Raw genomic sequence first — 22765 nt, 5'->3', positions numbered from 1 at the left:
TACAAGGCCTAAAGGCAGGAGCCCGTAAGCCATGCCGGAAAAGACTCTCTTTCAATCACATCACGCCATCGAGCAAAACGCGTTTAAGAGTGATCCCCTGCTACAGGTACTTGTTGATTCTGGTCGGTTGAACAAGGACGCGGCTACCAATCTGATCAATTTGCCCAACGACAAGGGGCTTGCTCACGCCATTGGGATGACGCCGCACAATGGCCGGCCTGTTAAGGAGTATGGCCTTGGTTTAAAGGATGCCCTGGAGGAATTGGCCGCCACAAAGGATGGCCAGGCGGCAGTGTTGGCGAAGGACTCGGACGCGCTGGACCGAATTGCTCTCAGGGTTCAGCGATTGAGTGACACCGCGCAGGTGGCACTTATCAATGGCGACCTACGCACGAATACCGCCATAGGGCAGTCAATTAGCCAAACCCGGGCTGCGACTCACGCATTCTTCGATGATCCAAACAACTACGCTGCCCGAAATGCAGCGCAGTTGAAAGCATATGGTCAAGCCAGCGCTATTACACGTCAGTGGGCGGGGGTCACACACACCGAATCTCGCCTCGTTTCCACGTTGCAGTATTTTCATACCTCCGGGCTGCCATTGCTGGGGGGCGGCAACATTGACCTGCAAAGACATGGGTTGTCCACGGCTATCTCCGAGGCCTATCACGGTGGAAAGCTGACACTGTCACCCGGTGGCGTGGCTGTAGTGGAAAACACCTTGGGCGAGGAAGCTGCGAGACCTTTGCGAGTTCCTCGCGGTCAAAGCGGTGCCGCGTCCATGGAAGTGTTGCTCGGCAATGCCTCGGCCAGCACCCTGGTGCGTTCGGGTGGCTTGCTGGCGACTGGCGCAGATGCGGTGTTGACCGCTCGCCGTTCGGCCGAGCTGCTGGAACAAGGCAACGCAACCGCCGCACAGTCTGAGGTTACCCATGCCTTGGCGCGCAATGTCGGCGGCTGGGCCGGTGGCGCGTCCACCGCAGCAGCGCTGGGCGGCAGCGGCTTCGTGCCTGCGGCGTTGGTGGTGGGCGATGCGCTGTTGATGAGCAAGGCATTCGACAAGGGCGCCGATTTGCTGGACAACCGCGCTATCTACAACCAGACCGACAAAGCGGACGTGGAGTGGCAGTTCAACGGCCGCAACTGGCAGCGCGAAGCGGCCTTCGACCTTGCCCAGGATGGCCGCCGCACCCCGGGCGAGCAGCCCGTGGTGGCCAGCTACGAGAAATCCCAGGAACTTGGCGCCCTGGCCAACGCGAAGGCGGTGGAGCTGGCGTTGGGCAACGCCCCGCCATCCCAGAACCCGTTCAACCTCCCCGCACGGGCAAGCGACCAGGTGGGATTGGACAACCAGAATTGGGAGCGGAATGCCGAGCGTCAGACTTGGGAGCGCCAAGTCAGGACCGCCGCGTCCGGCACCGATGAGATTGGCAGCTACGCCCTCCAACTCGCGTCCCCGGAACGCGCGCAACAGCTCAACCAGGAAGCCTTGGCGCGCATCGAGAGCAACATCGCCACCGGGCGTGAGGCCATCGCAGCGACCTACCTGGAAAACCACGCCGCGCAGCGCGCCCGCGACTATGGAGTGGAGGTGCCGGCGGCGGTGCAAGCAGCGCAGGCCAAGCCGGACCGGGTTCAAGGCCACGATGGTCAAGCCTACCAGCGCAACGAGGCTGGGCAGTGGCTTGGAAAGGAAGGGCTGGCGACCGGCAACCTGGCGGCGGAGCTGGAGCTCACCAACCAGATGCGCCAGGCCTCGCTGGAGCGCGCTCAGGAAGCCCTGGCGGCGATTGAGGCGCTTCCCGCGCCTACGGCGGCGCAGATGGAGCAGAACGAGCTGCTGCACCGCTACCGGGCTGCCGGCGTTGATTTGAATGTCAACCCGCAGACCCAGCAGGCCGTGGCGCTGGCTTCGCAGCGAACCATGGAGGCCAACGGCATCACCGGGCCGACGATGCAGCAGTTGCAGCGCAATGAGTCGGGGCAATACGGCTATGACAGCCCCATCGCACACCTCCAGCGCGGCAGCGACGGGGTGACTCGCGTGGTGGCTGTGACCAGCAGCGAGGACATTCGGCAGGCGCTGACTGAGGCGCAAGGCAATCGACCAGAGTCGCCAACCCTTGGGCGCGTGCCTGAGGGAACGGCAGAGGCGAACACCTCGACCTCCGAGTCGTCCAATCCGCAGCAGGTGCTGGATATCCAGGCGCGTATGCAAGCCTCTGTAGCGGCACAGGCGCGGCAAGAACGCGAACAGCAAGATCGTCTTGCGCAAGAGCAGCACGCCGCGCAGGTGCGTGAGCACCTCCAGCAGGCACAGCCTGAGCGCGAAGATCGGGCGCAGAGCGAACAAACAGTCCAGGCCCACGCGGTGCTGGAAGGTCAGCGCCAAGCCGAGCAGCATCGGCAGTCAGAAGAGCGGCAAGTGCAGGAGCAGCAAGCACAGACCAGCCAGCAGCGCGAGCTGCAGGAGCGTGAGGAGAGGGATGTCCAGCAACGTCAGGCGCAGGAGCGCCAAGCCGAGGACAACCAGCAGCGGGAGCAGCAAGACCGCCAGGCTCAAGAAGCCAGGCAAGTTGAGGTCCAGGAAGCTCAGGCTCGGCAAGCACAGGATCATCAGCAACAAGTTCAAGGACTCGCACAGCAGCAGGCCCAGCGTCAGGAGTCCTCGCCGCAACCGGATCCTCAACCGGACGCTCAAGATGCCGCGCTGGCTCAACAAACACCACGGCCCGAGTTGCAGCAGGAACAGGCGCGTCAGCATCCAGAGGCGCAGGGCCAACAGGCAGGCGAACACCTGGCTCACACCACGCCTGACCCACGGACGCAGGCGCCTGGTCCAGGCGACGCGCAGTCGCGTCAAGAACAAGAAGCTGAATCTGCGCTGGAAATACAGGCAATGGAGAACCGCGACACTGCGCGATTTCAATTGCCGCCATCCGAGGGTTCTGAAACCCACAGTCACCCTGCGCAAAGCACGCAGGCCGATGCAGTGCCGCCAGTGCTGCATCGCCATGTGCAAACGCAGCAAGCGGAGATAGAGCAAGCGTCGGTCCGTCAACAAGACGTGGCGCTTGAGCAGGGTGCAGAGCCGGTTCGCGTCATGGCCACAACAACGCCTGCGACAGCAGAACCGTTGACTGCCTCGCGGTTCACAGCGCCTACCACTCCTGAGCGAGAAGCCGAGGCAGAACAACCTCGTCCTTCAAACGCCTTGCTCGCTGATCATGGGGCGGCATTGCTGCCGGCAGCACACCTCGCGCAGGCAAACGAGCAGTCCTTGGAAGACAGGGCTGTGAGTCGCTTGCCCGCAGGATTGGCGGAAGCGGGAGACCTGCGCACCCAATCGACTCCGGCGCAGGAATACAGCGCCGCAGATCCAGACGGTGCCCTGTTCCTGGAAGAGACCATGCGCTCGCTGCGACAGCTGCAACAGGAGATAGAGCTGGCCGATCGGGAAGACGAACGCTTTCACCAGGAATGGAAGGAGTATCGCGAGCGCGGAGAACCCTACCCCTTCGCTCGCGACGGCGCGCGCGACAAGGAGAGTGGGAGCATTGATTCATTCAGTGCGCACGAACAAGGTCACCGCTCTCCCCGTGAAGCGGCTGCGCAAGCCAAGTCCCTCCCACCTCTAGCTCAGCGCTTCGCCGGTCCAGCCGAAATGGATGCGCCAAACGATTCGTCAAATGCTCAGCGGAAATCCATCACGGGCGACCCGGACGTGGACGAGGTGCTCTATGCACTGGAAAGCAAAAACGAACTCGCGATCGAGCAAGCGCTGAATCGGGTGGCCAACAGCGCAGCAACCCAGGCGCTGATCAAGAGAGGCAACGACTTTCTGGAAGCGCAGGCCCAGCAGGAGGCCCAGGAACACGCCGCCACACGTCAAACGCTGGGGATGGATGTCTCAGCAGAGATCAACACCAGCCGCGGGCCAGTGATGGTGATGACTTTGCCCGAGTTTGCCAAGGGGCCAATGCAGAGCGGTCCCCAAGGGGGCGGCGGTGGAGGTGGCGGTGGAGACGGCGGTGGGGGAGGAGGAGGGGGCGGTGGTGGTGGTGGAGGCGGTGGTTAGTCAAAATCGCTTCCGTGACCAGCCGAGCTTAGGAGATCTCATGGACAGGCAAGACGCTGCCGCAATGGCGGAAATGATGACGAAATTGAATGCATCGAACGCGTCGTTGCAGGAGACCATCACGGTACTGGCGACCCTGATGTCTTCGACGCAACAGCGCGAACAACGGTTGCGCGATGTGGTCGCGGAGCAACTCCAGTTGCTCCAAAACGCGGTGAGTAGCGCCGATCACAAGGTGAATCGAGTGCTGGAAAACGCGCTGCCGAGGCTGACCCAGTTGACCAATCAGGCGCTCGGCCAGACGCTGGAGCCTGCAGCAAGGCGGTTCAATGAAGAAATGGTCAATGCTGACCAGACGCTGCAGCAGGCCACGCAGCGCTACAAGCAAGCGCAGCATACTTTGGAGACTAGGGTCACGCGGCGCATGTGGATCGCCTCGGCCACAATGCTCGTAGCAGGCATCCTGGGCCTAGGGGCCGTGGCTTTCGCGTTGGGCATCATCAACGAGAAACGCAACGAATTGGTGCAGCTTCGCGCCTCGATTGGCTATTGGAAGCTAGTCTCTCAAGCAGACTTGGCGCCTTGCGGAGAGAATCGCCTCTGCGCAACGATCGAGAAGAGCGGGCCGCGCTATGGCAAACAGAAGCAATATCGAGCTGTAAATTTACGCTAATGAGCCCCTTGCGCTTTCACTGCAGCAGCATACTTGATATGCATCGACAGACCGGCACGCACCTTCAGTTCGAATAGGTCGCATTGGTTGCCAGGAAGACTTTTCGCTACGACATCTCCTGGTAGGAAGACTGCGTAGTCACCCTTTACGGTACGAGCGATCCTCGTCGGGGCACTGTCTGAGATCCATCCGACTTGATTGAGCGAATCGGTCAATGTTCTATTGTAGAGACGTTCAAAATGTACAGACGTTTCTTGGCTCTGGCACTGGTTGGTGCTGGTTGTCATAAACGACTTTGCTCTTCCTATGACGGTGCACTTGTGCAAGCGTGGGATGACCTCTACCACGCGGGCTGCATCGAGAACTGCTTTCAGTCTTGTCGATATGCATTCGCTGTGACCTTCAGACAAAGCCAGATTGCTTACCAGGTCGTCATTGGTGGTGTAGGGCGACCCGCATGCAGAAAGAACGAGAAGCATCGGAGGTAGGAAGATTCTCTTCATGGGTCACGTTTGCATTATGAGAACGCTTGGACAGTTGCTGTGAAATGCATCCTTGATCATTTCATAGAGCGTTTCTGGCACGTGGTACTGCAGGTGGTCCGGCCGCATCACAACAATCAAGTCATCGGCAAAGTTGTGCCTGTCGTGGTCGCTGAATTGATTCTGGCGCGCCGTCAGCCTGAGCAGCATTGCCGAACTGCCCTCATTGATCGTGGTGGCCAGCTTGTGCCGACCATTCAACCTCGCCAGAGTGGCGATCGCTGCGTTGACGCGAAGAATGATGTTGAGGTTCTGTCGGCTGATATGCATGGTCAGCGGCGACTTGAGCAGGCGGATGACGAACTGCGCTGCGCCGGAGCTGCGCTTGACTGGCAGCACGATGATGTCCGGCTGATCGACGCAGAATCCGGCCATAAGATCGTTGGTGGCCAGCAGCGCTGCATTGGCGGGGACCTTCTCAGGTTGAAAACGAGCCTTCACTTCGTCAAAGAAGGTCCGCAGGCTGCGTGAGCGTGCGTAGTCCAGCGTCGCAAGTAGACGCTCGTTTGAGCGGCCGACTGTGGGCATGTCCGGCCATTCGATGAGGTCGTTGTATGGAACTGTGTTGAGAGATCCAGACGGGTCCAAAATCGGCCTCAGTGCTGTCATTAGGCGCTCTGCGAGCTGACGGAACGCATCGTGTGGGGAAACGGCACGTTCGGCGCTCCAATCCAGCAACGGGGCTCCGTTTGATACTGAAGCTCCCTGAGCGAAGACTTCGGATAGGTTCTCGTTCACCGAGATTGCGTCGCGGGCCTGCCGCTCGATCGCCGAGAGCACGCTTTGGTAGATCCGATCGAGAGCGTCGACCGAATCCTCCAGCCTGAGTAGGTCCAAGACGACCGACTCCGGAATCTGCGGTAGGTTTGTTGGCGCGGACGTCGGCATCGCGCCTGACTTGAGGCCGACTCGTCGCTGGGCTAGCAGCGGATTCTTGGTCCGCCGTTGTATGGGTTTCTTGGAACGCATATGGGCAGTGTGTAAGGAATTGCTCAATTCTGGCGAGCCGGCTTTGCGTTCGTAAGCCGGGTTGGGCGGGCATTGAATCGGGGGCGTCCCTGCCCCGCCTCCTGACGCCTTAGCCCGTGCGGCGCTGCTGCCCGTAACCGCTCCCCTGCGGGCGCTGGCCACCGCCGGCGCCGCCGCGGGCTTCCTTCGCAGCTTGCGACTTGGTGTGCAAGTCGGCGGCGCGACGGATGGCCTGGTCAACTAAGTAGCCGTCCTTTTCCTTGAGCTGGTCCTTGCACGTCCGGTAGAACATGGCCAGAACTTCGCCCACATCGTCCGGTCCAACGTTGACGTTGCGGATGTCTTTCCCTTGCGCGATCGTGAAGCGAATGGCGCCGGCATACTGGTCCGCCGTTTCCTGCACTTCGATCCACTTTTCGTTGTTGGCGCCGTGGCCAGCAAATCGTGCTTTTGGCAGGAACCCTCGCAGGACTGCCGTGATGAGCTGCACTTCCTTTGGCACGCACATCAGGGTGATCTTGCCGTCCCAGTTCATGCCGCCGCGCGTGGACTGTCCGTTCGCCTTTGCGATGGCGATGTTGACCGTGTAATTCGTGTTCTGGTTGTTGACGCAGCGCTCGAACTGGATTGCTGTGTCCCGTCCAAAGCAGGCTTTCTGGTCGTACTTAGACTCCTCCGGTACGCGCGGGCCGCCAGAGCTGCCCTGCTGCTGGCGATCACGTGTGGGATGACTAACCACGCGGCGGTCCTCGTAGTCGCGGGCCTGTTGGCTCTGGCTGCGATTATCCGATCGCGGAGGCGGCTGGTGCTGGCGCTGCTGGCCACCATTCTGCTGCTGGTTATGGCGTTGCGGCTGCACATGGTGCTGGTGGCGCTCCTGCTGCGGCGCCGGCCGATGCTGTTGCCTGGCATGCTCCAAGTCCGAGGTCGTATCGGCATCATCGCCCGGAGGCGGCATGGAGTTGATGCCGCTGTTGCTCGGCGCACTCTGTCGCTGTTCCTGCTGGTGGCCTGCGGAAGGTGCCGCCGCACTCGACAGGCCAAGAAGTGCGGGCAGCCCCTGGGCACGAACTGCTTTGAAGCCGTCGCGCAGGTGGGCGGTCAGGAACTCGGTGGCGTTGGCATCACCTGCCTCAACGCTGGCTAGCAGGTCGCCAACCAGCTTCGCTCCCTTCAGCTTGCAGGTGGCATACACGTCCGACAACGAGATGGTATTGGAGATCGACTTGATGATGCGGCTGTGCAGCTTCAGGGCAAGCGACCATGCACGGATCTGACTGGTCGACGTAGCGTCTTTTTGCTGCAGTCCAGCGACCAGGCTCTGGCCATACTGCGGCGGAATGCTGGAGAACAGAACTGAGATTTCACCCGGGTCAAGCTGGGCGAGACCGGCCTTCTCCAAGAGGCCATTGAAGACTTGCGGACGGACGAGGTTGCTCATGTGCTGATCCCTGGCAAAAGTTTCCCAGCACATCCTTTCATCTTCTAATCGCACAGCCTGCGATCAGTGTAAGGAGCTGCTGTTCACTTCATTTGTACCAGCGAGCACGATCACTCGGAAATGAGTTTGGGGGAGAAATTAAGCGGCACAGTTAAAGTCTTAAAGCACCATCCAGTCGCCACCCTCGGTAAGCACTTCGTACGCCGTGCTGCCATCGGCCAGTCGGATGTGGAACGCAGGAGATGTCCCCACGCGACCGATCACTTCGCAGGTGCCTCGGCCGCGGCTCCAGATTTGAGCGCCCGGGGCAAGGGCGGAAATGTCGGTGAGTGGCCTACCTGCGCTGAGGGCCGCCAGGTGAGGAAGAGTTTCGATGCGAATCAGGCCTGCCATCCCCTTTGCCTCGATGTAGCGTTGGGCGACACGCGGGCTTCGGAGGGTGATGCAGTCCTGCACACCGTCGCGCACCGCCTCGGCTACACGCATCGAGATCCCAAGCTCGCCCTCAAACAGGTAGGGACTGGCGCGGCGAATGCCGTCGTTGGCGGGGGGAAAGTCCTCGTATTGCTCGATCCAGCCGGTGAGCATCGGATCCTCTGCGTGCTGGATCACCAGGTGGTGCTTGGCACGGGTCACGGCAACGTAGGCGAGCCGGCGCTCCTCCTCCGCGTCCAGGGGCGAGTTAGCTGGAACGACGCCGGCGTTCCAGCTGGGAAGGATAACCAGTGGGAACTCGGCACCCTTGCTTGAATGGACTGATTGAATGCGCACGTGTGGATGCTTGGGCGGCTTGTCCTTTTCGTGAGCGGCCATTGGTCCCAGTTCATCCAAGAACGCGGTCAGCGTCTCGAAGCCCTCAGCGGCAGCTCGCATCGCCTGTACATTCCGGACCTTCTCCTCGCCATCTTCGCGAGTGCGTGAGTGCTTGAGCAGAGAGTCGATCAGGTTGGTGTACTGGATGTAGGTGTCGATCACTTGGCCAGGGCGCAATGACCGCATGCCACCGGCACAGAGCATCTCCATGAAGCTTGCCCGGTCCTTCAGCATTGGCAGGCCCGTTTTCAAGCGCTCCATTTCGTGCTGCGTGACGATCGAAGCAATTTGCTTCACGGCCTGCAGCATGCCCTTCCCCACTGCCTGCGAGCCTTGATCTTCGAAGACCTCCATCGCGTTGACGGTGAGCATCTGGGTCACGGCATTCGACACAAACACCGTAGGAGCGACCATCATGGCCTGAATGAACCGCGGAATGCTTCGCGTAGGGAAAGGCCAATGGTCGGCGGCCATTGCCATGGCGCCCACCAAGCAGCCAATCTCAGGATTGTAGAGCGTTGCTTCACGGCCATAGACGAAGAAGGGGATGCCGGACATCAGCATCTCCATCTGCAGAGGGACCGAATGACTATAGTTGCGGCACAACATGGCGGCATCGCTCAGCGAACCGTTGGCCATGCGCTCCTGCAACAAGTTGATGATGAAGGCGTTGCGCCCCTTCACCGGGTATGTCAGTTCGACCAGCGTGTTGGGATTGCCTTCCTCAGCAATACTGATCTTGTCGTCGCGCTCTTTGTTGTTGACCACGATATGATTGGCGAACAGCGCCAATTCGTCACCGAATCGGAAGGTTCGTGACATAGCGAAGCGAGTGCACGGAGTAAAACGCGCGGCGAATTCGTGCACGATGTAAGCAACCTTGCTGCCGCGCCAAGAGTAGATCGCCTGATCGGCATCGCCGACCACCACCACGGTCGTGTCCGGACCTGTGATTCCTTCGAGGATGCTCATCTGAACTTCTGAGATGTCCTGGAACTCGTCCACCTGGATTTGCTGGTAGCGTCCGCGGAACAGGCTCCACAGCTCAGGGTTACCGCGCAACGTCACGGCAGTGTCGTAGATTTGGTCATCGAAGAAACGCAGGCGCCTGCGGAGACGCTCATTCTCGAACCTGATATACGCACCCACAATCAACGTACGGGCCTCGTATGGCATGTCGGTGCGATCGTAAACAGTACCGGGTGTGTCAAAGCAGCTCTTAGTCAGAGTCTTGAGCGAGTTCAGCATCTCGAACTGCTCCTGGGAGACGTAGACGCCCTTGCCCGCTTGGTCTTTCAGGGCTTGCCGCATCATCGCGTCTTCAGCCGAGGCTGAATCCTTTGGCTGAAGGGTCCTGCCGACATGGCCCTGCTGCTCAAGCTGCTTCCACATTGCCAAGCAGAACGCATGGTACGTCTTGACGTGGGGGATGACGGAAGTGCCCATGCGCCTGGTCAGGCGGCTGCTGAAATCAAGCTGGGCTTCCTTGTTGTACTGCAGGCAGAGAATCTGGCTTTCAGGAATGCCGGTGGCGATCAGCCGCCGGCAGCGCTCCACCAAGGTGGTGGTCTTCCCGGCGCCGGCAACCGCAGACACCAGTGCGTGCCCGGTGACGTGGTTTGCTACGGCAATCTGTTCGTCCGTGAATCGTCGGCTCATGTGTTCAGACTAGGCCATTTGGGAGTGTCGCCAAAGTGGGTTTGGGGGAGCATTGAAAGCCCCCCCAACCTTGGTTTCGGGCGCTGATTGCCGCTGCTACCGTGATGGGACCTTCTTCGTATACTCACACACGCATGCAACGCATTGCCCTCCTCCTCGCGATGCTGGCCAGCGCGCCCCTCGCCCTGGCTGCCTACGACGAGCCCCTTTCGGCCGCCCAGGCCTTCCGCCCGACCCTCTCGGCCTACGACGCGAACACCTTAGTCATCTCGTTCCAGATTCCGGAGGGGTACTACCTCTATCGTGACCGCTTGTCGATTATCGACACGGAGGGTTTTCAGCTGACAAGCTACCAGATCGGCGGCACCAAGGTGATTGATGATCCGGTCGCTGGGCGTGAGGAGGTGCTTGATGCCGGTAGCCGCGTTGTCGTTCGCGGCATGTCGACTGACCAGGCCTCTAGGGTGCGGCTACGGCTCAAGATGCAGGGCTGCCTGAAGGACCAACTCTGCTATCCGGCTGAGGTGCGAACACTCACGACACGATGACTCAGAATCAACAGGCACAAAAAAACCCCGGCAGATGGCCGGGGTTTTTCTTTTAGGTGTTGATGGTGTAACCGCGGCTAATGACGGCTTTCCCTAGAGGAATGCCCCACTTGTATGTCCAGCTTCCGTAAGCACCGATGATGCAGTTCAGCGGCGTGGCGTAGGGTTTGACCCTAATCTGAGGATGAGCGGATTCCAACGTCGACCGCTGTCGCTTCACTGCCCAGTATAGATCGGCGTTCGGCGTTGTCAGAAACAGCGTCTTACCTGGGCCAAGCAGATCAAGAATTGCCGTCAGGGCTATGTAAGGGTAAACCTTGAGGCTAACGTCGCACTTGCTCCGCATGTGGATTCGATTGGCCTTGTTGAAATGCAGTGCATATTGATCGCGTCCAACATGCTCAAGCTGATAGGCATACCATCGCTGCTTGGCGTGATGATGATTGCTGGCATGCATGGGGCGCGGCTTCGCGTGGGTGAAGTACCGGCAAAGGATGGCTGCTAGGACACCAAGAACGCTGCTTGTCAGCGCACCTGTTACCAGATACAAATTCAATCGTAATTGGTAGTAGGAGTAGATCAGATTAAGGCGATTGGCAACTGAGATAGCACCTAGCGTGACTAGTAGTGCGCACGACAGCAAAAAAACATAGAGAGCAACGACCATCATCTGTTGATCGGAAGGCCACCGCATGCGTACCCGTTTGTCGAACGCAACCCGCCAAAGCCATTCCATCAGCGGACACGTGACACGCCAGAGCCAATCGATCAGGGGGATGGCTACAAATAGAGCAAGGAGCAGCAAATTCTGCTGAGGAGTGAGTGACATAGGAACCATAGTAGAACCCCGGCCTGTCAAAGCGCCGGGGTGATGGGGTTGGATGGATTAGTTTAGTGAAGCGCGCAATGGTTCGAGAACCTGTAGCACGATCGGAAGCTTGCGAGCTTCCTCAAGTCCGAGGGACCGGAGGACGTCGTTCCAGTCAACCGTCTTCTCGCCAGGGGCGGGAGCGAACGGCGGTATGACGCAGACAGCCTTCTTGCCTGCTTTTCGGAGGCGGGCAACAAGTTCGGCCGCTGCGGTTTGGCCGACTCCGTTGTGGTCTCGATCAGCCCACACAATTACGGCCTGCACGTAGTCGGGAACCTCTACTTTCGTCATCTGGTTCTGGTTGAGCGCGGACCAGGTAGGGTAACCAGCAATGGCGCGGGCAGCCAAGGACGACTCGATGCCCTCCCCGATCATCAAAACGGGATGAGGCTCGGTGTCGAACTTGACGGCACTGCCTTCGATGGGGTGGGTAGAGATGGAGGATGTAAGCCGACGTACAGATTCGACGTTCGCCTTCCGCCCATCATTGGTGATCCATGTGCGGTGCAAGCCACAGGTACGTCCGTTGATGTCCGTCATCATCGCCACCATGGCCGGCCCTGTATGCGTCACATTGCGTTCGGTGAAATATTCCAGGGCAGGATGACAGCGAAGCACATTAAGCGGCCCACGCACTTCGTGCAGCTGCCGGTTGTAGAACCAGCGCCGAACGGGTGCAGAACGGTCATCGGTCAGGGGTAATGCATCGCCCCAGATCTGCTGAACGATCTTCTTGTTGAAAGCATCCTTCCGCGCAACTTCGTCAGGATCCTTGGCCTTCACGTATCGGACCGGAAGGTTCGACGCGTCGAAGCGACCACCAAGCGCCTCCACCAGCATCTTCTTGGCTTCGAAGAAGGTGCACCGGCGGGCGTGCATCAACAATGCCCATCCGTCAGTCCATTTGCCACAAGAGCAAATGGCGCCGCCAGTGTCAGCGAAATCCTGAAAAATACGGAAATCGTTGACACCGCCGTGAAACGGGCAAGTGATGTGGTGCTGGTGTCCTCTCTCCACGGCCAGATCCAGGCCAGGAATGAGGCCCGGCAGCACCTGGTCCCAGCGGCCCTTCAGTGTTTCGTTGAGCAGTCTGGTTTCGTGTTGTTGCTTACGCCGGTATTCCTGTTCTTCTTCTGCGGTGCGAATGCGGTTCATGTCGGCTCCTTAGGTACGCGGTTTTTGCTTGGCAATTGCGATCAGCACGCCGCTGTTGCATGGCGTGTTCTGAGGCGTTTTGAAGTGCCCGGTTCGGGCGTATTGAGGTGGTTCTAAAGGTGTGATTGATTCGGTATTGGCGGGCCGATTCCCGTTCGTGAGGCGAGCCTCAGAAAGTGCATCGGCAAGCTAGGGGCTTGCCCATGAACTCTCCAGGCCAGGAGTCTCCCCAACCAGCCTGATGGCCGGTTGGGGATGTCCTGTGTCAAGCCGCTCGCATCAACTTGCGGCCAAACAACTGTGTAACAACCTCGGGGAGTTGCGATATGTCGGTCAGATCAACCCAGTTCTCGAAACCGCAGACGTTACGCGCACCATAGGTGCCCATCACTGCAACTTCGATACCCAGGCTCAAGGCGTACTCAACGGCTGCCTTGGTGGATTCAACGCGATCGCTATTGGGTTCACCGTCGGTAGTCAGGATCATCACCTTGCGTGGCTTGCGCTGCGCTTGGAGCATCCGGATACCCAGGTAAACACCATCATCCATCGGCGTGCCGCCAGATGCATGGAGCTGGAAATGACCAGGTACATGCTTTGCCTTGCGTCCGAATGGAAGGATGATGTTGTTGCGCGGGAAGGTGAACGCGCCACAAGTGACGCCTTCAATTCCTTCCAGAGCCACAGCCGAGGCATAGACTGCCTCACACGTTAGCTTGATCTTGCTTCCGGACATCGAACTGGATGCATCCAGGCCCAGTACGACCGCGGTGTCCAGTGCAATCTCTTCTGAGACCGATTTGAACACCCGGCTATCGCCGACAGCTACACGATGGATGTGTGAGGTCGACATTCGACGTCCGCGCCGGTGGATGCTCACTTCAGCTGCAGAAATGGCTTCCATGTTCCGCCGGAACGAGCGTCGAAGTGGACTGGTTACAGCCAAGGCCGCACCCATGTCGCAATCCGGATTGGCATTCGTATTGATGGAGGTGGTGACGTTAGAAACGTTGACGTGCATGGCTGGGCTGTCGATCTTGAGTTCACCCCGCGAGCGGGGTGCCACCTGATTGACCACCTGTGCCAGCGCATCCTTGATGGCATCTGATCGTTCCCCGGCCCTCTTGTCCGTGTTGGAAGGGTCAAGAATGGACTGGAGTGCCGCCAAGACCGTGTTATCGCCTCCACCCGCCCCGTCGCCGGGACAGATTTCGTCGTTGCCCGTGTTCCCTAAGTCAGGCCTGTTGCTCTTGCCCTTACTGGCGCCGCCCTTCTTACCCTGGTCACTGCTAGAGCCTTCAGAGGCGCCCTGCTGGTCGTCCTGGGCATCCTGCTGGTCCTGGCTATCGCCAGAGCCCTCAGAAGCACCATGTCCGTCCTGCGGAAGGTGATCGCCTTGCCCCTGCTGTCCCATCTGGTCAGCCGCCCCGGAGGGTTGCTGGCTTGGCCGGCGCTGCTGCTCCACCTCTTCCTTGGCCTTCTCGATGAACTTGGCTATGTTCCTGGCCATGGTCAGCGAATCGGCGGTACAGGAGAGCTGGTCCAGCTGCGGGAGCATTGCATCCAGACGCGTCATGAACCCCTTGGAAAACTTCGACTCACAAGTCGCATAAGCCTCCAAGGCCAGCTCCTTCGTGCCCACGTCCCCGCGATAGTCGCAGTAGAGCCGGTACAGCAGGTAGCCGGTGAGTGCGCCCATGGGAGTGGCTTCAGCCGTCACATGGGTGTACCGATCCATCAGGTAGAGCGATTGGGTAAGACTGTCGAGGAACTTTCGGGTGTTCGGCCACTTTCCGATGAACGCATTCTCCATGCGCACGTCTTCGATGATCCCAAACAGCGAGTCCACCAAAGGGGTCACGCTCTTGAGATGCGCCAGAACCGAGAAATCCGATTCTGATACATGCCCCAGTTCGTGGTACCCCAGCCCGTATGCAAGCGACGACATCAGCAAAAGCGTGTCGATGTCGTTCTTGTTGTCCGGAATCGGCAGGTTCATCAGTTTGATGACCTTGCCGTCAGTGGAACCGCAATCGCTTGCACCGTAAACCACATGCACCTGGCATCCCGTGGCCGAAGCCAGGCCCGTCAGTGCAATGGGCATGCCGCCCAGCGTTGCCATTGCGGAGCGAACTGCATTTTTGGGATCCAACGCACCGCCCGTAAGGGCGGTGCGAAGGATGGTCCTGCATTGATTCTTGTCCATGTAGTGACCTCAGATGTTTTGCGAGAACAGCTGGCGGCGTGATTGCGACAGACTCTGGTTGGCCACCATGACGGCTGGCTCTACCGAGGGGATGTCGGAATACGTTGCAGGCTGCGCCGTGGTCGATCCTGCAAAAAGGGTCGGTTGGGCGGGGGTAGTGGGAAGCTGGGGTGCGTTGGGGTTGGCCGCGAAAGCCTCGCCAATTCCAAGTGTCGTTTCCGGATCCATCAGCTGACGCAGCACCGTAGAGCAGGTGCTGGTCTGCTGTGCATTGAGCGGACCGGTGAACGGAAGACTGGAAAGGATGACGCGCAGAGAAGTGACGGTCGGATACACGCGAGCATCCAAGAAGGAGTAGTCACTCAGCTTTTCCACAAGTCGGGTGACTTGCTTGACGGTCGCCTGAGTGACTGAATCCTTGAACCGACGCTTCCCTTTCGGGTTGCTGGGCTCCACCGGAACCATGAACGAATTGAAGAAGATGTCCCGAGCCTCGGCCGCTACGTCTTCCATCAGCCGCGGCGTCGCATTCACCATGATGGTGTTGGCGAAGTGCGCATTGATGGGATCTGCATCGTTCTCAGCAGGGGCGGTGATTTTGAAGACGCCCACCTTGAAGGCAAAGCGCTTACGCACTTCATCGGCGGTAAGGCGCCCCTTCATAAGGAGTTCCTTCCATTCGACAGGCGCTTTATCGACCTGCTCCATATAAGCGGACTGCAAGAAAGCGATGAATGAATCGACCTCAGCAATGAACTCTGCTTCCAGCTTCGGCAGTTCGTTGAGTACCGTTACAGCACGATCCTCATTCACTGCCACGCAGTCACCGATCAGTGAAAAACCCTCGGTCTTCAGCAAGCGCTCAAGGCGCTTACGCAGTTTCCGCGGTCCTGCCAGGTACTTTTGGTCCACCAGGTTCTTACGGCCATCCGATGCGAACTGCTGCGGCGGAAGGGTGGATGCAATGTCCTTGTAGTCCAGATCGCGGTCGATCTTGAGGGTTCCCGACCAGATCGAAACCTGGGGTGAAAACATCACGAGCTTACTGATGGGCGAGTCTTTGATTGAGATGGTCATGGGAATCTTCCGGGTGCGCGACCCACAAGAGAGATGACATCCCGATGCGCAGGCGGGATGTTGGTCCCGACTGAACAGATAAAGTCCCCAGGGGACATTACTGTCCCGGTCGGGTAGTTGAGCAGGCTAACGTGGCCTGTGGACGTAAGAGCCAGGGGCTCAAAAGGGTCTTTCTGCTGTCGCCGGCGGAGGCAGGAGAAAGACCCCTCGGAGAGGGGTCTGTTGGTGGTCAGAGCGACATTGAGAACGCAACCCTCCCTGCCCTTGGCGCTGGCGGAGGAAGTGGCTTCGCAATCAAATCGAGGTGGCACAGCAGGGAAATGGCTTCCACCGGCACCTTTCCAGTTCGATGTACAAGGCGGAAAGCTTCCTTGACATCGAAGGCATTGGCGTCAGCGTCGGTAGCAGCTACATCAACAGCGCATGCAGACATCGCGAAAAACACCGGGACAGCCTGGTGCCTTTGCCGCTGTGGCACATACGTGGTGACTTGGACGCCCTTGAAGTTGTTCTTGACGGCTGCAATAAATCCGTCGAACTCAAGGTCGAGGCCTGAAGGCCCCGGCACGTCCTTCACTACCACGCCCGACTGGCGGACATCGATAAGGAAGGCGTGGACTGCGTCCATGTCGAGGAACTGGGCTGTGTAAAAATCAAGCGGTTCCTGGGCTGCATCGAGCATTTCCGAGAAGTATCCCTGAGCAAGGTACGAGCCAACGATCTCGTTGATCCGGTCCTGCTCGGGGACTTTTAGTGCACCGAAACCCTCGACGTCCGTCTTGGGCCTCTTTCCGGGCTTGGTAGTTGTGATGGTAATACCGACATTATTTTTGGAGACCTCGACACTTTTGAATGTGCCGTCGGCCTCCCGCTTGCGGAGGATGATCGGGGCCATGTGCTACCCCTTATACGAGGATCGTTTCGTAGAGGGCCTTTACGGCTTCCTTTTCATGATCTGGCATCAAGTTGGTCAGGACCGGGCCTAGGGCGTACAGCCCGGGTGAAACGCCACGGTTCAGCATGTAGCCGAAGGTCGATTCCAGGTACAGCCAGTCGATCACCATCGAGCGACAGAAAGTACGAGACAGCTGAACGTTCTGATTGCCGATCTTGGTGGGCGTCTTGCCCGCATCGCGCAGTGCCACGACAAACGTGGCCTTCTTCTTGACGACGCCGGCATCGAGATCCGGATACAGGGACTGGATGAAATCAGCCTCCTGGTCCGCCGTTGGGGAGTCGTACACCATGCTGAAGAAGCGACGCAGCACGCTGGCGTTCTGGCCGCGGGTACCCGCGAAGGCATCCGTGGGATCGTCCAGGAACTTAGAGTTGCAGGTAGCGTGGACTTGGAATCCGCGCTTGGCGTGGATGACTTCGCCGGTTTCCGTAATGACCACCGTGCCGGTATCGAAGAACTCGTTCAAACCCAGCAATGTGCTGGGCTTGGCCGCGTCGATCTCGTTGATGACCAATGGGATTCCGTGCTTAGCAGCCAGAGCACCGGCACCGTATTCGATGATGGTGTCACCACCAACAATAGAACGCGTGTACAGCAGGTCGGTAGGCTCCATATCCGCCCGCATCGTAACCTCGATGCACGGTATGCCTTGGATGGCAAGCCGTTGGCGAATGTGTGTGGTCTTACCGGTGCCGCTATCCCCGCTGACCAGCAACCCTCGACGCGGCTCCGCGTCATCACGCGACCACTCACGAGCCAAAGCCATAGAGAACAGGCGGTCGAACTCGATGTTGTCGAAGTGAAAGTAGGGGTTCAATGCCGATAGGTACGTGTGGTTCTTCGTACCCACTCCGACAATTGTGTCAGCGTCGCCGATGGTCAGACCGATTGCCTGCATTTTGCTGACCGCGACCCTGTAGTCCAGGGGTGAGGCTGCCAATGCGTTGGTATCGGCGAACGGGTCGTTCGCGGGGATAGTGATAGCTTCGAGATTAGAGTTGTACATGGTGGACTCCAGTGTGGAAAAGGGGAGTCCGCCCGTCGGGGAGAATTCTCCCCAGTAGGGTTAGTTGTAGTTATGCGACCTGGCTCGCGATGCCTGAGGGCACGCGAATCGTGGAACGTCCAGCTTTCGGCTCGAAGTCGAACATCTTGCAGAGCCCCAGGAAGGAGAACTCCGATTCGTCCGTGCTGTAGAGCCACATCAGCGCATCCGCATCGCCACGTTCCGCTGCCAATACTGACTGGCGGAACACGTCGTAATGGAGTCGCTCATGCTTGTACCGAGCCCGAACCTGTTTCAGGATTGCATCCCTGACAATATCCGGATCGACGTTGCTGACGTAGCAACACGTCTCGTAAGAGAACGGGTCGTTCGGTCGGCTTGCGGTCATCCAAACAACCAACTCAATCAAGCGGGCGTTGTTGGTTGCCCAGTTCTGCTGGAAGGCCTCTTGGAAGGCTGTCAGCATTTTCTGGTGGATGATGATGATCTCCTCGCGACTAAATTCCGTGTCGTTTCCCCTGACGCGCGCCTCGCTGTAGCGAGAACAAGCAGGCTTGGAGACATACTCGACGACGCGCTCAGTCTCGCGGGTCCGCATTTGAAGCCTGTACTGCAAGGTCTTCTTACGATCCTTGCCAGGCCGCCTGATACGAAATGCATCCTTGGAGAATCGGCCCTGCTTCTTGCGAGAGCTGATCAGAAGGTCAAGCATTCCGTCCCGAGTGTAGCGATGACTTACCTCGATATCCGAGTCCGTCACCGTGATACTGAACAACTGGGGCTGTATATCGTGGCTGCCCTGACTGTTACGCCGCTTCTGGCGCTTGTGCTTGCGATCTTTCATGGTGTCTCCGTCTTGTCGATGAACCGGCTAAGACGAAGCCCCAGAGTCGGGAGTTCGTCCCGACCGGGATTGATGTCGTGATTTGAGCTTCACGGAGCTGTCAGACCAGCTGACAAAATCGACTAGGGCGACGAAGCCCACGATCCCGATTGACTTGGATTGCCTCTACGCTCGATGAAAAGCGCACACGCAATCCCGCCGTGGGAAGGGCACTGGAATGAACAGGGACGTTTGCCCAGAACGGGCGCTGTTGAAAGGTCGGAGACCTGAATAATGGGGCTTTAGCGGCGCCCAGACCGGCGTGTCGATGCACATCAAATTTAAGGGTGCGCAGTTGATGTGTCAACCGGTTTTCGGAAAAAAACCGGGATCGCATAAGCGAATCCCGGCACACTGACAAAAACAAGTTTTCTTCACAGTCGTCTTGTACTTCTCCGACTACGACTTTTTAGTTCTATGCTGCACGTCGTTGGAATGGTTCTCGAACAACAAGACCATCCATCGATCCGACCATGCATAGGTTACGCATATCACAGAGAGTACATGGAGAGGAAAACGCACTGAGTGGCCTTTTTGGAAACTTCCCTGCCCTGATGTTCCGGCCAGTTTCAAGCCGAGATTGCATCCACTCCAGCTTTTCTTCCTCACTACGCATCCGCACAACACAAGGCTTTTCGACCATCGGACCAGTTGCACCGCGCTTGACGGGCACCTTGCGCTTCAGTAGCTCAACGAACATGGTGCCGTCGAGCCGCTCAAGACCCATTTCCGCCATGAACGCTTCAACCACTACTTGATAGCCGGTTAGCTGCTCAGATAGTAGTGCAAAGCCCTCAAACGAAGCCTGAGCCGGTGTCTTCCAGTCGCAGACGAATATCCAACCATCACGCTTACGGCGCAGGATGACGTCGATGATAGCGGTGTACTCAATATTCTCAGGCAGACCGATCTTGAACTCGCGTTCAAGGATCGGCTCACCCTTGGCATCAAGGACCACTTCATACTCGCCTTGCTTCCAGAACTCGTCGAACCTTTTCATCATCAACCTACCGCAGTCGATGAAGTCCTGGATGGACCAGTTGGCAGGAAGCCGAAGGTTGGTCGCCGATGCTCTGCGCACGAACTCCTGCTCAAAAAACTCAGGAGCCGTGAACAGTGCGCCGTCTATCTCCGACTTCAGGTACAGGTGGATGGCCGTGTGCACAACCTTTCCGAACATCGTGGCCATGCTCTCCTGGATACAGGTGAGTCGGTCGATCTTCGTCAGCTTGTACTGCCGCGGACAGGTTAGGTAGGTAGAGTCAGACGAGAACGACAGGTATAGGGTTTTCTGCATGGCATCAACCCCTCCCATTAGCTACAAGGCGCATTCGTACCAACTCTGCCTTCGCGTCCGTGTCGTCGTTCAGTTGGCGAACGTCCTCCCCCGCCAGCTTTGCGAAGTGCGTGAGCTGGTTAAGGAAGCGAGGATCGATCTTGCTGTTGTCGACTGTGGCCACGTCCGCCTCAGCAGTTTTAACCTGCGAAGACGCGCCGGATTCGGAAGACTTGCTCTTGGCATCTACTTCCACCGATTGCACTACTTCTTGCGAAGTAGGTTGCTCGATTGCGGACTCAGCTTCCGAAGAGGAGATTTGGTCAGCACCAACGTCCGAATCGTCGCCCTCCGCTCTCGAAGCCGTCTGGGAAATCGGACGGATCTGAAGCACGGCCTGGGCAGCAGCAGCTTGGTTAGCCGATTGCGACACAGAAGCGACCGGTGTGGATGCTGCCGCCTCTTCAGGCTTCTGCGGAACGAAAACCGGGTTTTGCCCCTCGGGTGAGCTAGGAAGGCCTGTTCCGCGATACAGCTGCAGCAGTGCTCTCTTCAAACCGAGGTCCGTTGAGTTGATGTTGTGGATGCCCTGCAGGATGGAGACCGCGTGGATGACCTTTCCTTCAGGGTCAGACAGAGTTGCAGTGACCTTGACGACCTGCAGCATCGACGGCACGTCTCCACCGAAGCTGGTCTTCACGGTGACGCCGTTCTCCACTAGAGGGTTGGCATAGTCGGGCAGCTTTAGACCCTTGAGGACAACCATGTCCGTTGTGACGGACCAGCCCAGTTGGGGGTCGAAAACCCTCAAAAAGATCGGCGTGAGGTAGTCCGGGGTCCATTCGCTCATTTCCTTCCCATTTATGACTACGGGATCTCCATTTGCGTAACGCCACGGCTGAAGCCGGGACCTGTCCAGCAATGTTCCACTGAAAGGACCGTCGGTGACTTGATACTTTGCAGACATGATTTATCTCCACAACCCAGGCACGCATGCGCGCGACCCTCCTGGGTTGAATCGAACCCAGGGATGGGTGTTGAAGGCTAGGTTCTGGTTACCACCGGCACAGGTTCAGGTCCACTGAGCCGCCGGCTTCGGCAGAGCTCATCCCTTTATCCCTGTAGAGGGCGGCAGCGTCACTTGTGTAGCCATGGCTTTGGCCGGGCGACGCGTACTGGTGCGTAGGAGCAGGTGTTGAAGACTCAGGCGGTGGTTGGGCGCCTGGACGTTGCACTGCTAATACCCGCGGAGCGGGTTTGACCGGGGTCCGTTCCTCCATTGGAGGCTCAGACTCGATCATACCTTCGGGGCCACACTGCATGGATTGGGCTGCCGGTCGCTCATCGCCCATCGCCTCGATCGAGGCAGCCTCCAGGTAAATCGAGGGACTGCTCTTTCCAGGCGCAAGAGAAGTACGACTGCAGATCCCACCAACTACAAGCACGGCCCTCCCCTTGTACAGACTGCGGGAGAAAAACACTGCACCCTTTTCCGTCGTGTTCATCGTGACGGTGAGGAAAGTAGTTTTTTCACTGATACTGGCAGCGTTACGCTTGTGGTTTATCGCGATAACGAACTCGACGTCGAAACGACCTGGCCTGTCATCTGATTCCACAATCTGAGCGTCTTTTGTTAGACGACCTGATACAACGACATTGTTGATACTCATGATGATGATCTCTCACGGTTGCATAGACACCCAAGGGTGCGAACCAAAACGGTTCTGAAATTGAAGGGGGAAAGAACCCCAGTTTTTGTGTGGCAGGGCCACGCAACCGAGAGAACACCATGGTGTCCTTCCTCAAATGCTCACTAGAGCGCTTGAGGAAGGACACCCGACAGGGTTGCCCTGCCGGGTGTCTAGGCCGAACTCCTGCTCATGCTCCGGCCGCCACGCGTGCAGGCACTAGACCTGCCTTGCGGATCAAACCATTTTCGCGCGCAAAGGCTCGGAGAGAGTTCATGTCCATTTGGTTCGACAACCCCTGCTCCAGTTCAGCGTGGCTGTCCAACGGTTCACGGTCGAGCAGGCGTCCCATCAGGACGTTTACATCAGCATTGTTCATGATCTTCTCCAGTTGACGGGGCGGGTGTCCCCCGAATGCACCTCTGTGAAGTGCATTCGGTGGGAGACCCGCGTCCGGCAACGGGATAGGGGTGCAAGTCAGTCGCCTAGAACTCCACTGGCCCCGTAGGGCCAATGGAGTTGATGCAGATCCACTACATCAGCGATTGCAACCGGAGATATCGCCGCTGACTGCTGCGTCGATGCTTTCCTCGATGCCTGCGCCAGTGGCGTAGGCAACCAGGGGGTGCACCTTCTTAGCCGAACATTCGGTATCGATTTCCACTTGCTGGATCGCCGCTGCACGGGCCATGTCACTGTCGGTAACACGCATGACAGAGAACAGGACCAGGACTGCTGCAAAGATGACACCGACGATCAACCATGTACGGTCTTTCTGCTGGCGCTTGGCGGACAGGCGAATGGCTTGGGGCTTCTTGCTCATGGGTAGTTCCTCACCGGTGTGCCAACCGGATGAAATAGAAATCCCGGTGGCACTGGCCGGGAGGTGTGAAACACCCCCGGAGAACAAAAAGACACCCCT

At 58.4% G+C, this 22765-nt stretch carries 19 protein-coding genes; 3 read left to right on the top strand and 16 right to left on the bottom strand.

The features are described 5' to 3' along the window. Positions 1 to 31 precede the first annotated feature (31 nt). Together BJD12_RS24810 and BJD12_RS22970 are read left to right on the top strand one after the other, a co-directional pair. A complete protein-coding gene (locus BJD12_RS24810) occupies positions 32 to 4078 on the top strand; it encodes a hypothetical protein (protein WP_046932231.1) in 4047 nt (1348 codons plus the stop codon). Between the two features lie 40 nt (positions 4079 to 4118). Next, positions 4119 to 4751: a hypothetical protein gene (locus BJD12_RS22970; RefSeq protein WP_031424586.1), complete on the top strand. Its 633-nt coding sequence runs from the start codon at positions 4119 to 4121 to the stop codon at positions 4749 to 4751. Here the strand turns inward: BJD12_RS22970 and BJD12_RS24465 are convergent. From BJD12_RS24465 to BJD12_RS22955, 4 genes are all read right to left on the bottom strand, one after another. Next, positions 4748 to 5254, bottom strand: coding sequence for a hypothetical protein (locus BJD12_RS24465; protein ID WP_005997770.1), 507 nt, complete (start codon positions 5252 to 5254; stop codon positions 4748 to 4750). The two genes, BJD12_RS22970 and BJD12_RS24465, sit on opposite strands and share 4 nt — an antisense overlap. A gap of 3 nt (positions 5255 to 5257) precedes the next feature. Then, positions 5258 to 6130, bottom strand: coding sequence for a hypothetical protein (locus BJD12_RS22965; protein WP_126941434.1), 873 nt, complete (start codon positions 6128 to 6130; stop codon positions 5258 to 5260). 241 nt (positions 6131 to 6371) lie between these two features. After that, positions 6372 to 7703 (bottom strand): hypothetical protein, encoded by a 1332-nt coding sequence (locus BJD12_RS22960; protein ID WP_031424584.1) that lies wholly within the window; start codon positions 7701 to 7703, stop codon positions 6372 to 6374. Positions 7704 to 7862: 159 nt separating this feature from the next. Next, complete coding sequence (locus BJD12_RS22955) at positions 7863 to 10175, bottom strand: ATP-dependent helicase (RefSeq protein ID WP_005997774.1); 2313 nt, start codon at positions 10173 to 10175, stop codon at positions 7863 to 7865. A 134-nt stretch (positions 10176 to 10309) separates the two neighbouring features. On the opposite strand from BJD12_RS22955, the gene BJD12_RS22950 reads away from it, so the two are divergent. Next, positions 10310 to 10723: a protein-disulfide reductase DsbD N-terminal domain-containing protein gene (locus BJD12_RS22950; protein WP_005997776.1), complete on the top strand. Its 414-nt coding sequence runs from the start codon at positions 10310 to 10312 to the stop codon at positions 10721 to 10723. 52 nt (positions 10724 to 10775) lie between these two features. Here the strand turns inward: BJD12_RS22950 and BJD12_RS22945 are convergent, their stop codons facing one another. The 12 genes from BJD12_RS22945 to BJD12_RS22890 form a co-directional block, all read right to left on the bottom strand. Next, a complete protein-coding gene (locus tag BJD12_RS22945) occupies positions 10776 to 11552 on the bottom strand; it encodes a hypothetical protein (RefSeq protein WP_039422639.1) in 777 nt (258 codons plus the stop codon). A gap of 57 nt (positions 11553 to 11609) precedes the next feature. Further along, positions 11610 to 12749: a DUF7146 domain-containing protein gene (locus tag BJD12_RS22940; RefSeq protein ID WP_005997780.1), complete on the bottom strand. Its 1140-nt coding sequence runs from the start codon at positions 12747 to 12749 to the stop codon at positions 11610 to 11612. Positions 12750 to 13014: 265 nt separating this feature from the next. After that, entirely contained in the window at positions 13015 to 14955 is a 1941-nt protein-coding gene (locus BJD12_RS22935; RefSeq protein ID WP_005997781.1) for a vWA domain-containing protein, read from the bottom strand. A 9-nt stretch (positions 14956 to 14964) separates the two neighbouring features. Beyond that, positions 14965 to 16032, bottom strand: a complete 1068-nt coding sequence (locus BJD12_RS22930) for a DUF3150 domain-containing protein (protein ID WP_005997782.1) — start codon at positions 16030 to 16032, stop codon at positions 14965 to 14967. A gap of 229 nt (positions 16033 to 16261) precedes the next feature. Next, on the bottom strand, positions 16262 to 16927 hold the full coding sequence (locus BJD12_RS22925; RefSeq protein WP_005997783.1) for a hypothetical protein: 666 nt from the start codon (positions 16925 to 16927) through the stop codon (positions 16262 to 16264). A gap of 10 nt (positions 16928 to 16937) precedes the next feature. Then, positions 16938 to 17996, bottom strand: coding sequence for an AAA family ATPase (locus BJD12_RS22920; protein ID WP_005997784.1), 1059 nt, complete (start codon positions 17994 to 17996; stop codon positions 16938 to 16940). A gap of 70 nt (positions 17997 to 18066) precedes the next feature. Further along, positions 18067 to 18840, bottom strand: coding sequence for a hypothetical protein (locus BJD12_RS22915; RefSeq protein ID WP_005997785.1), 774 nt, complete (start codon positions 18838 to 18840; stop codon positions 18067 to 18069). A gap of 454 nt (positions 18841 to 19294) precedes the next feature. Beyond that, positions 19295 to 20176 carry a RecB family exonuclease gene (locus tag BJD12_RS22910; RefSeq protein WP_157999010.1) on the bottom strand — a complete coding sequence of 294 codons (882 nt, stop codon included), beginning with the start codon at positions 20174 to 20176 and terminating at the stop codon, positions 19295 to 19297. A gap of 4 nt (positions 20177 to 20180) precedes the next feature. Next, positions 20181 to 21122, bottom strand: a complete 942-nt coding sequence (locus tag BJD12_RS22905) for a hypothetical protein (RefSeq protein WP_005997787.1) — start codon at positions 21120 to 21122, stop codon at positions 20181 to 20183. Between the two features lie 88 nt (positions 21123 to 21210). Then, a complete protein-coding gene (locus tag BJD12_RS22900; RefSeq protein ID WP_005997788.1) occupies positions 21211 to 21825 on the bottom strand; it encodes a single-stranded DNA-binding protein in 615 nt (204 codons plus the stop codon). Between the two features lie 208 nt (positions 21826 to 22033). After that, on the bottom strand, positions 22034 to 22222 hold the full coding sequence (locus BJD12_RS22895) for a hypothetical protein (RefSeq protein ID WP_005997790.1): 189 nt from the start codon (positions 22220 to 22222) through the stop codon (positions 22034 to 22036). Between the two features lie 159 nt (positions 22223 to 22381). Next, positions 22382 to 22666: a hypothetical protein gene (locus BJD12_RS22890; RefSeq protein ID WP_005997792.1), complete on the bottom strand. Its 285-nt coding sequence runs from the start codon at positions 22664 to 22666 to the stop codon at positions 22382 to 22384. Positions 22667 to 22765: the final 99 nt, after the last annotated feature.

The organism is Xanthomonas vesicatoria ATCC 35937 (assembly GCF_001908725.1).
GTDB classification, from domain to species: Bacteria; Pseudomonadota; Gammaproteobacteria; order Xanthomonadales; family Xanthomonadaceae; genus Xanthomonas; species Xanthomonas vesicatoria.
Note: the sequence above shows the minus strand (reverse complement) of the source record. Positions and strands in the feature narration are given on the sequence as shown.

Coding starts and splice junctions, on each gene's coding strand:
- BJD12_RS22910 (WP_157999010.1), bottom strand. CDS start 20,176: ATGCAGAAAACCCTATACCTGTCGTTCTCGTCTGACTCTACCTACCTA.
- BJD12_RS22900 (WP_005997788.1), bottom strand. CDS start 21,825: ATGAGTATCAACAATGTCGTTGTATCAGGTCGTCTAACAAAAGACGCT.
- BJD12_RS22925 (WP_005997783.1), bottom strand. CDS start 16,927: ATGGCCCCGATCATCCTCCGCAAGCGGGAGGCCGACGGCACATTCAAA.
- BJD12_RS22960 (WP_031424584.1), bottom strand. CDS start 7,703: ATGAGCAACCTCGTCCGTCCGCAAGTCTTCAATGGCCTCTTGGAGAAG.
- BJD12_RS22935 (WP_005997781.1), bottom strand. CDS start 14,955: ATGGACAAGAATCAATGCAGGACCATCCTTCGCACCGCCCTTACGGGC.
- BJD12_RS22970 (WP_031424586.1), top strand. CDS start 4,119: ATGGACAGGCAAGACGCTGCCGCAATGGCGGAAATGATGACGAAATTG.
- BJD12_RS24465 (WP_005997770.1), bottom strand. CDS start 5,254: ATGAAGAGAATCTTCCTACCTCCGATGCTTCTCGTTCTTTCTGCATGC.
- BJD12_RS22955 (WP_005997774.1), bottom strand. CDS start 10,175: ATGAGCCGACGATTCACGGACGAACAGATTGCCGTAGCAAACCACGTC.
- BJD12_RS22890 (WP_005997792.1), bottom strand. CDS start 22,666: ATGAGCAAGAAGCCCCAAGCCATTCGCCTGTCCGCCAAGCGCCAGCAG.
- BJD12_RS24810 (WP_046932231.1), top strand. CDS start 32: ATGCCGGAAAAGACTCTCTTTCAATCACATCACGCCATCGAGCAAAAC.
- BJD12_RS22905 (WP_005997787.1), bottom strand. CDS start 21,122: ATGTCTGCAAAGTATCAAGTCACCGACGGTCCTTTCAGTGGAACATTG.
- BJD12_RS22940 (WP_005997780.1), bottom strand. CDS start 12,749: ATGAACCGCATTCGCACCGCAGAAGAAGAACAGGAATACCGGCGTAAG.
- BJD12_RS22915 (WP_005997785.1), bottom strand. CDS start 18,840: ATGAAAGATCGCAAGCACAAGCGCCAGAAGCGGCGTAACAGTCAGGGC.
- BJD12_RS22930 (WP_005997782.1), bottom strand. CDS start 16,032: ATGACCATCTCAATCAAAGACTCGCCCATCAGTAAGCTCGTGATGTTT.
- BJD12_RS22895 (WP_005997790.1), bottom strand. CDS start 22,222: ATGAACAATGCTGATGTAAACGTCCTGATGGGACGCCTGCTCGACCGT.
- BJD12_RS22920 (WP_005997784.1), bottom strand. CDS start 17,996: ATGTACAACTCTAATCTCGAAGCTATCACTATCCCCGCGAACGACCCG.
- BJD12_RS22950 (WP_005997776.1), top strand. CDS start 10,310: ATGCAACGCATTGCCCTCCTCCTCGCGATGCTGGCCAGCGCGCCCCTC.
- BJD12_RS22945 (WP_039422639.1), bottom strand. CDS start 11,552: ATGTCACTCACTCCTCAGCAGAATTTGCTGCTCCTTGCTCTATTTGTA.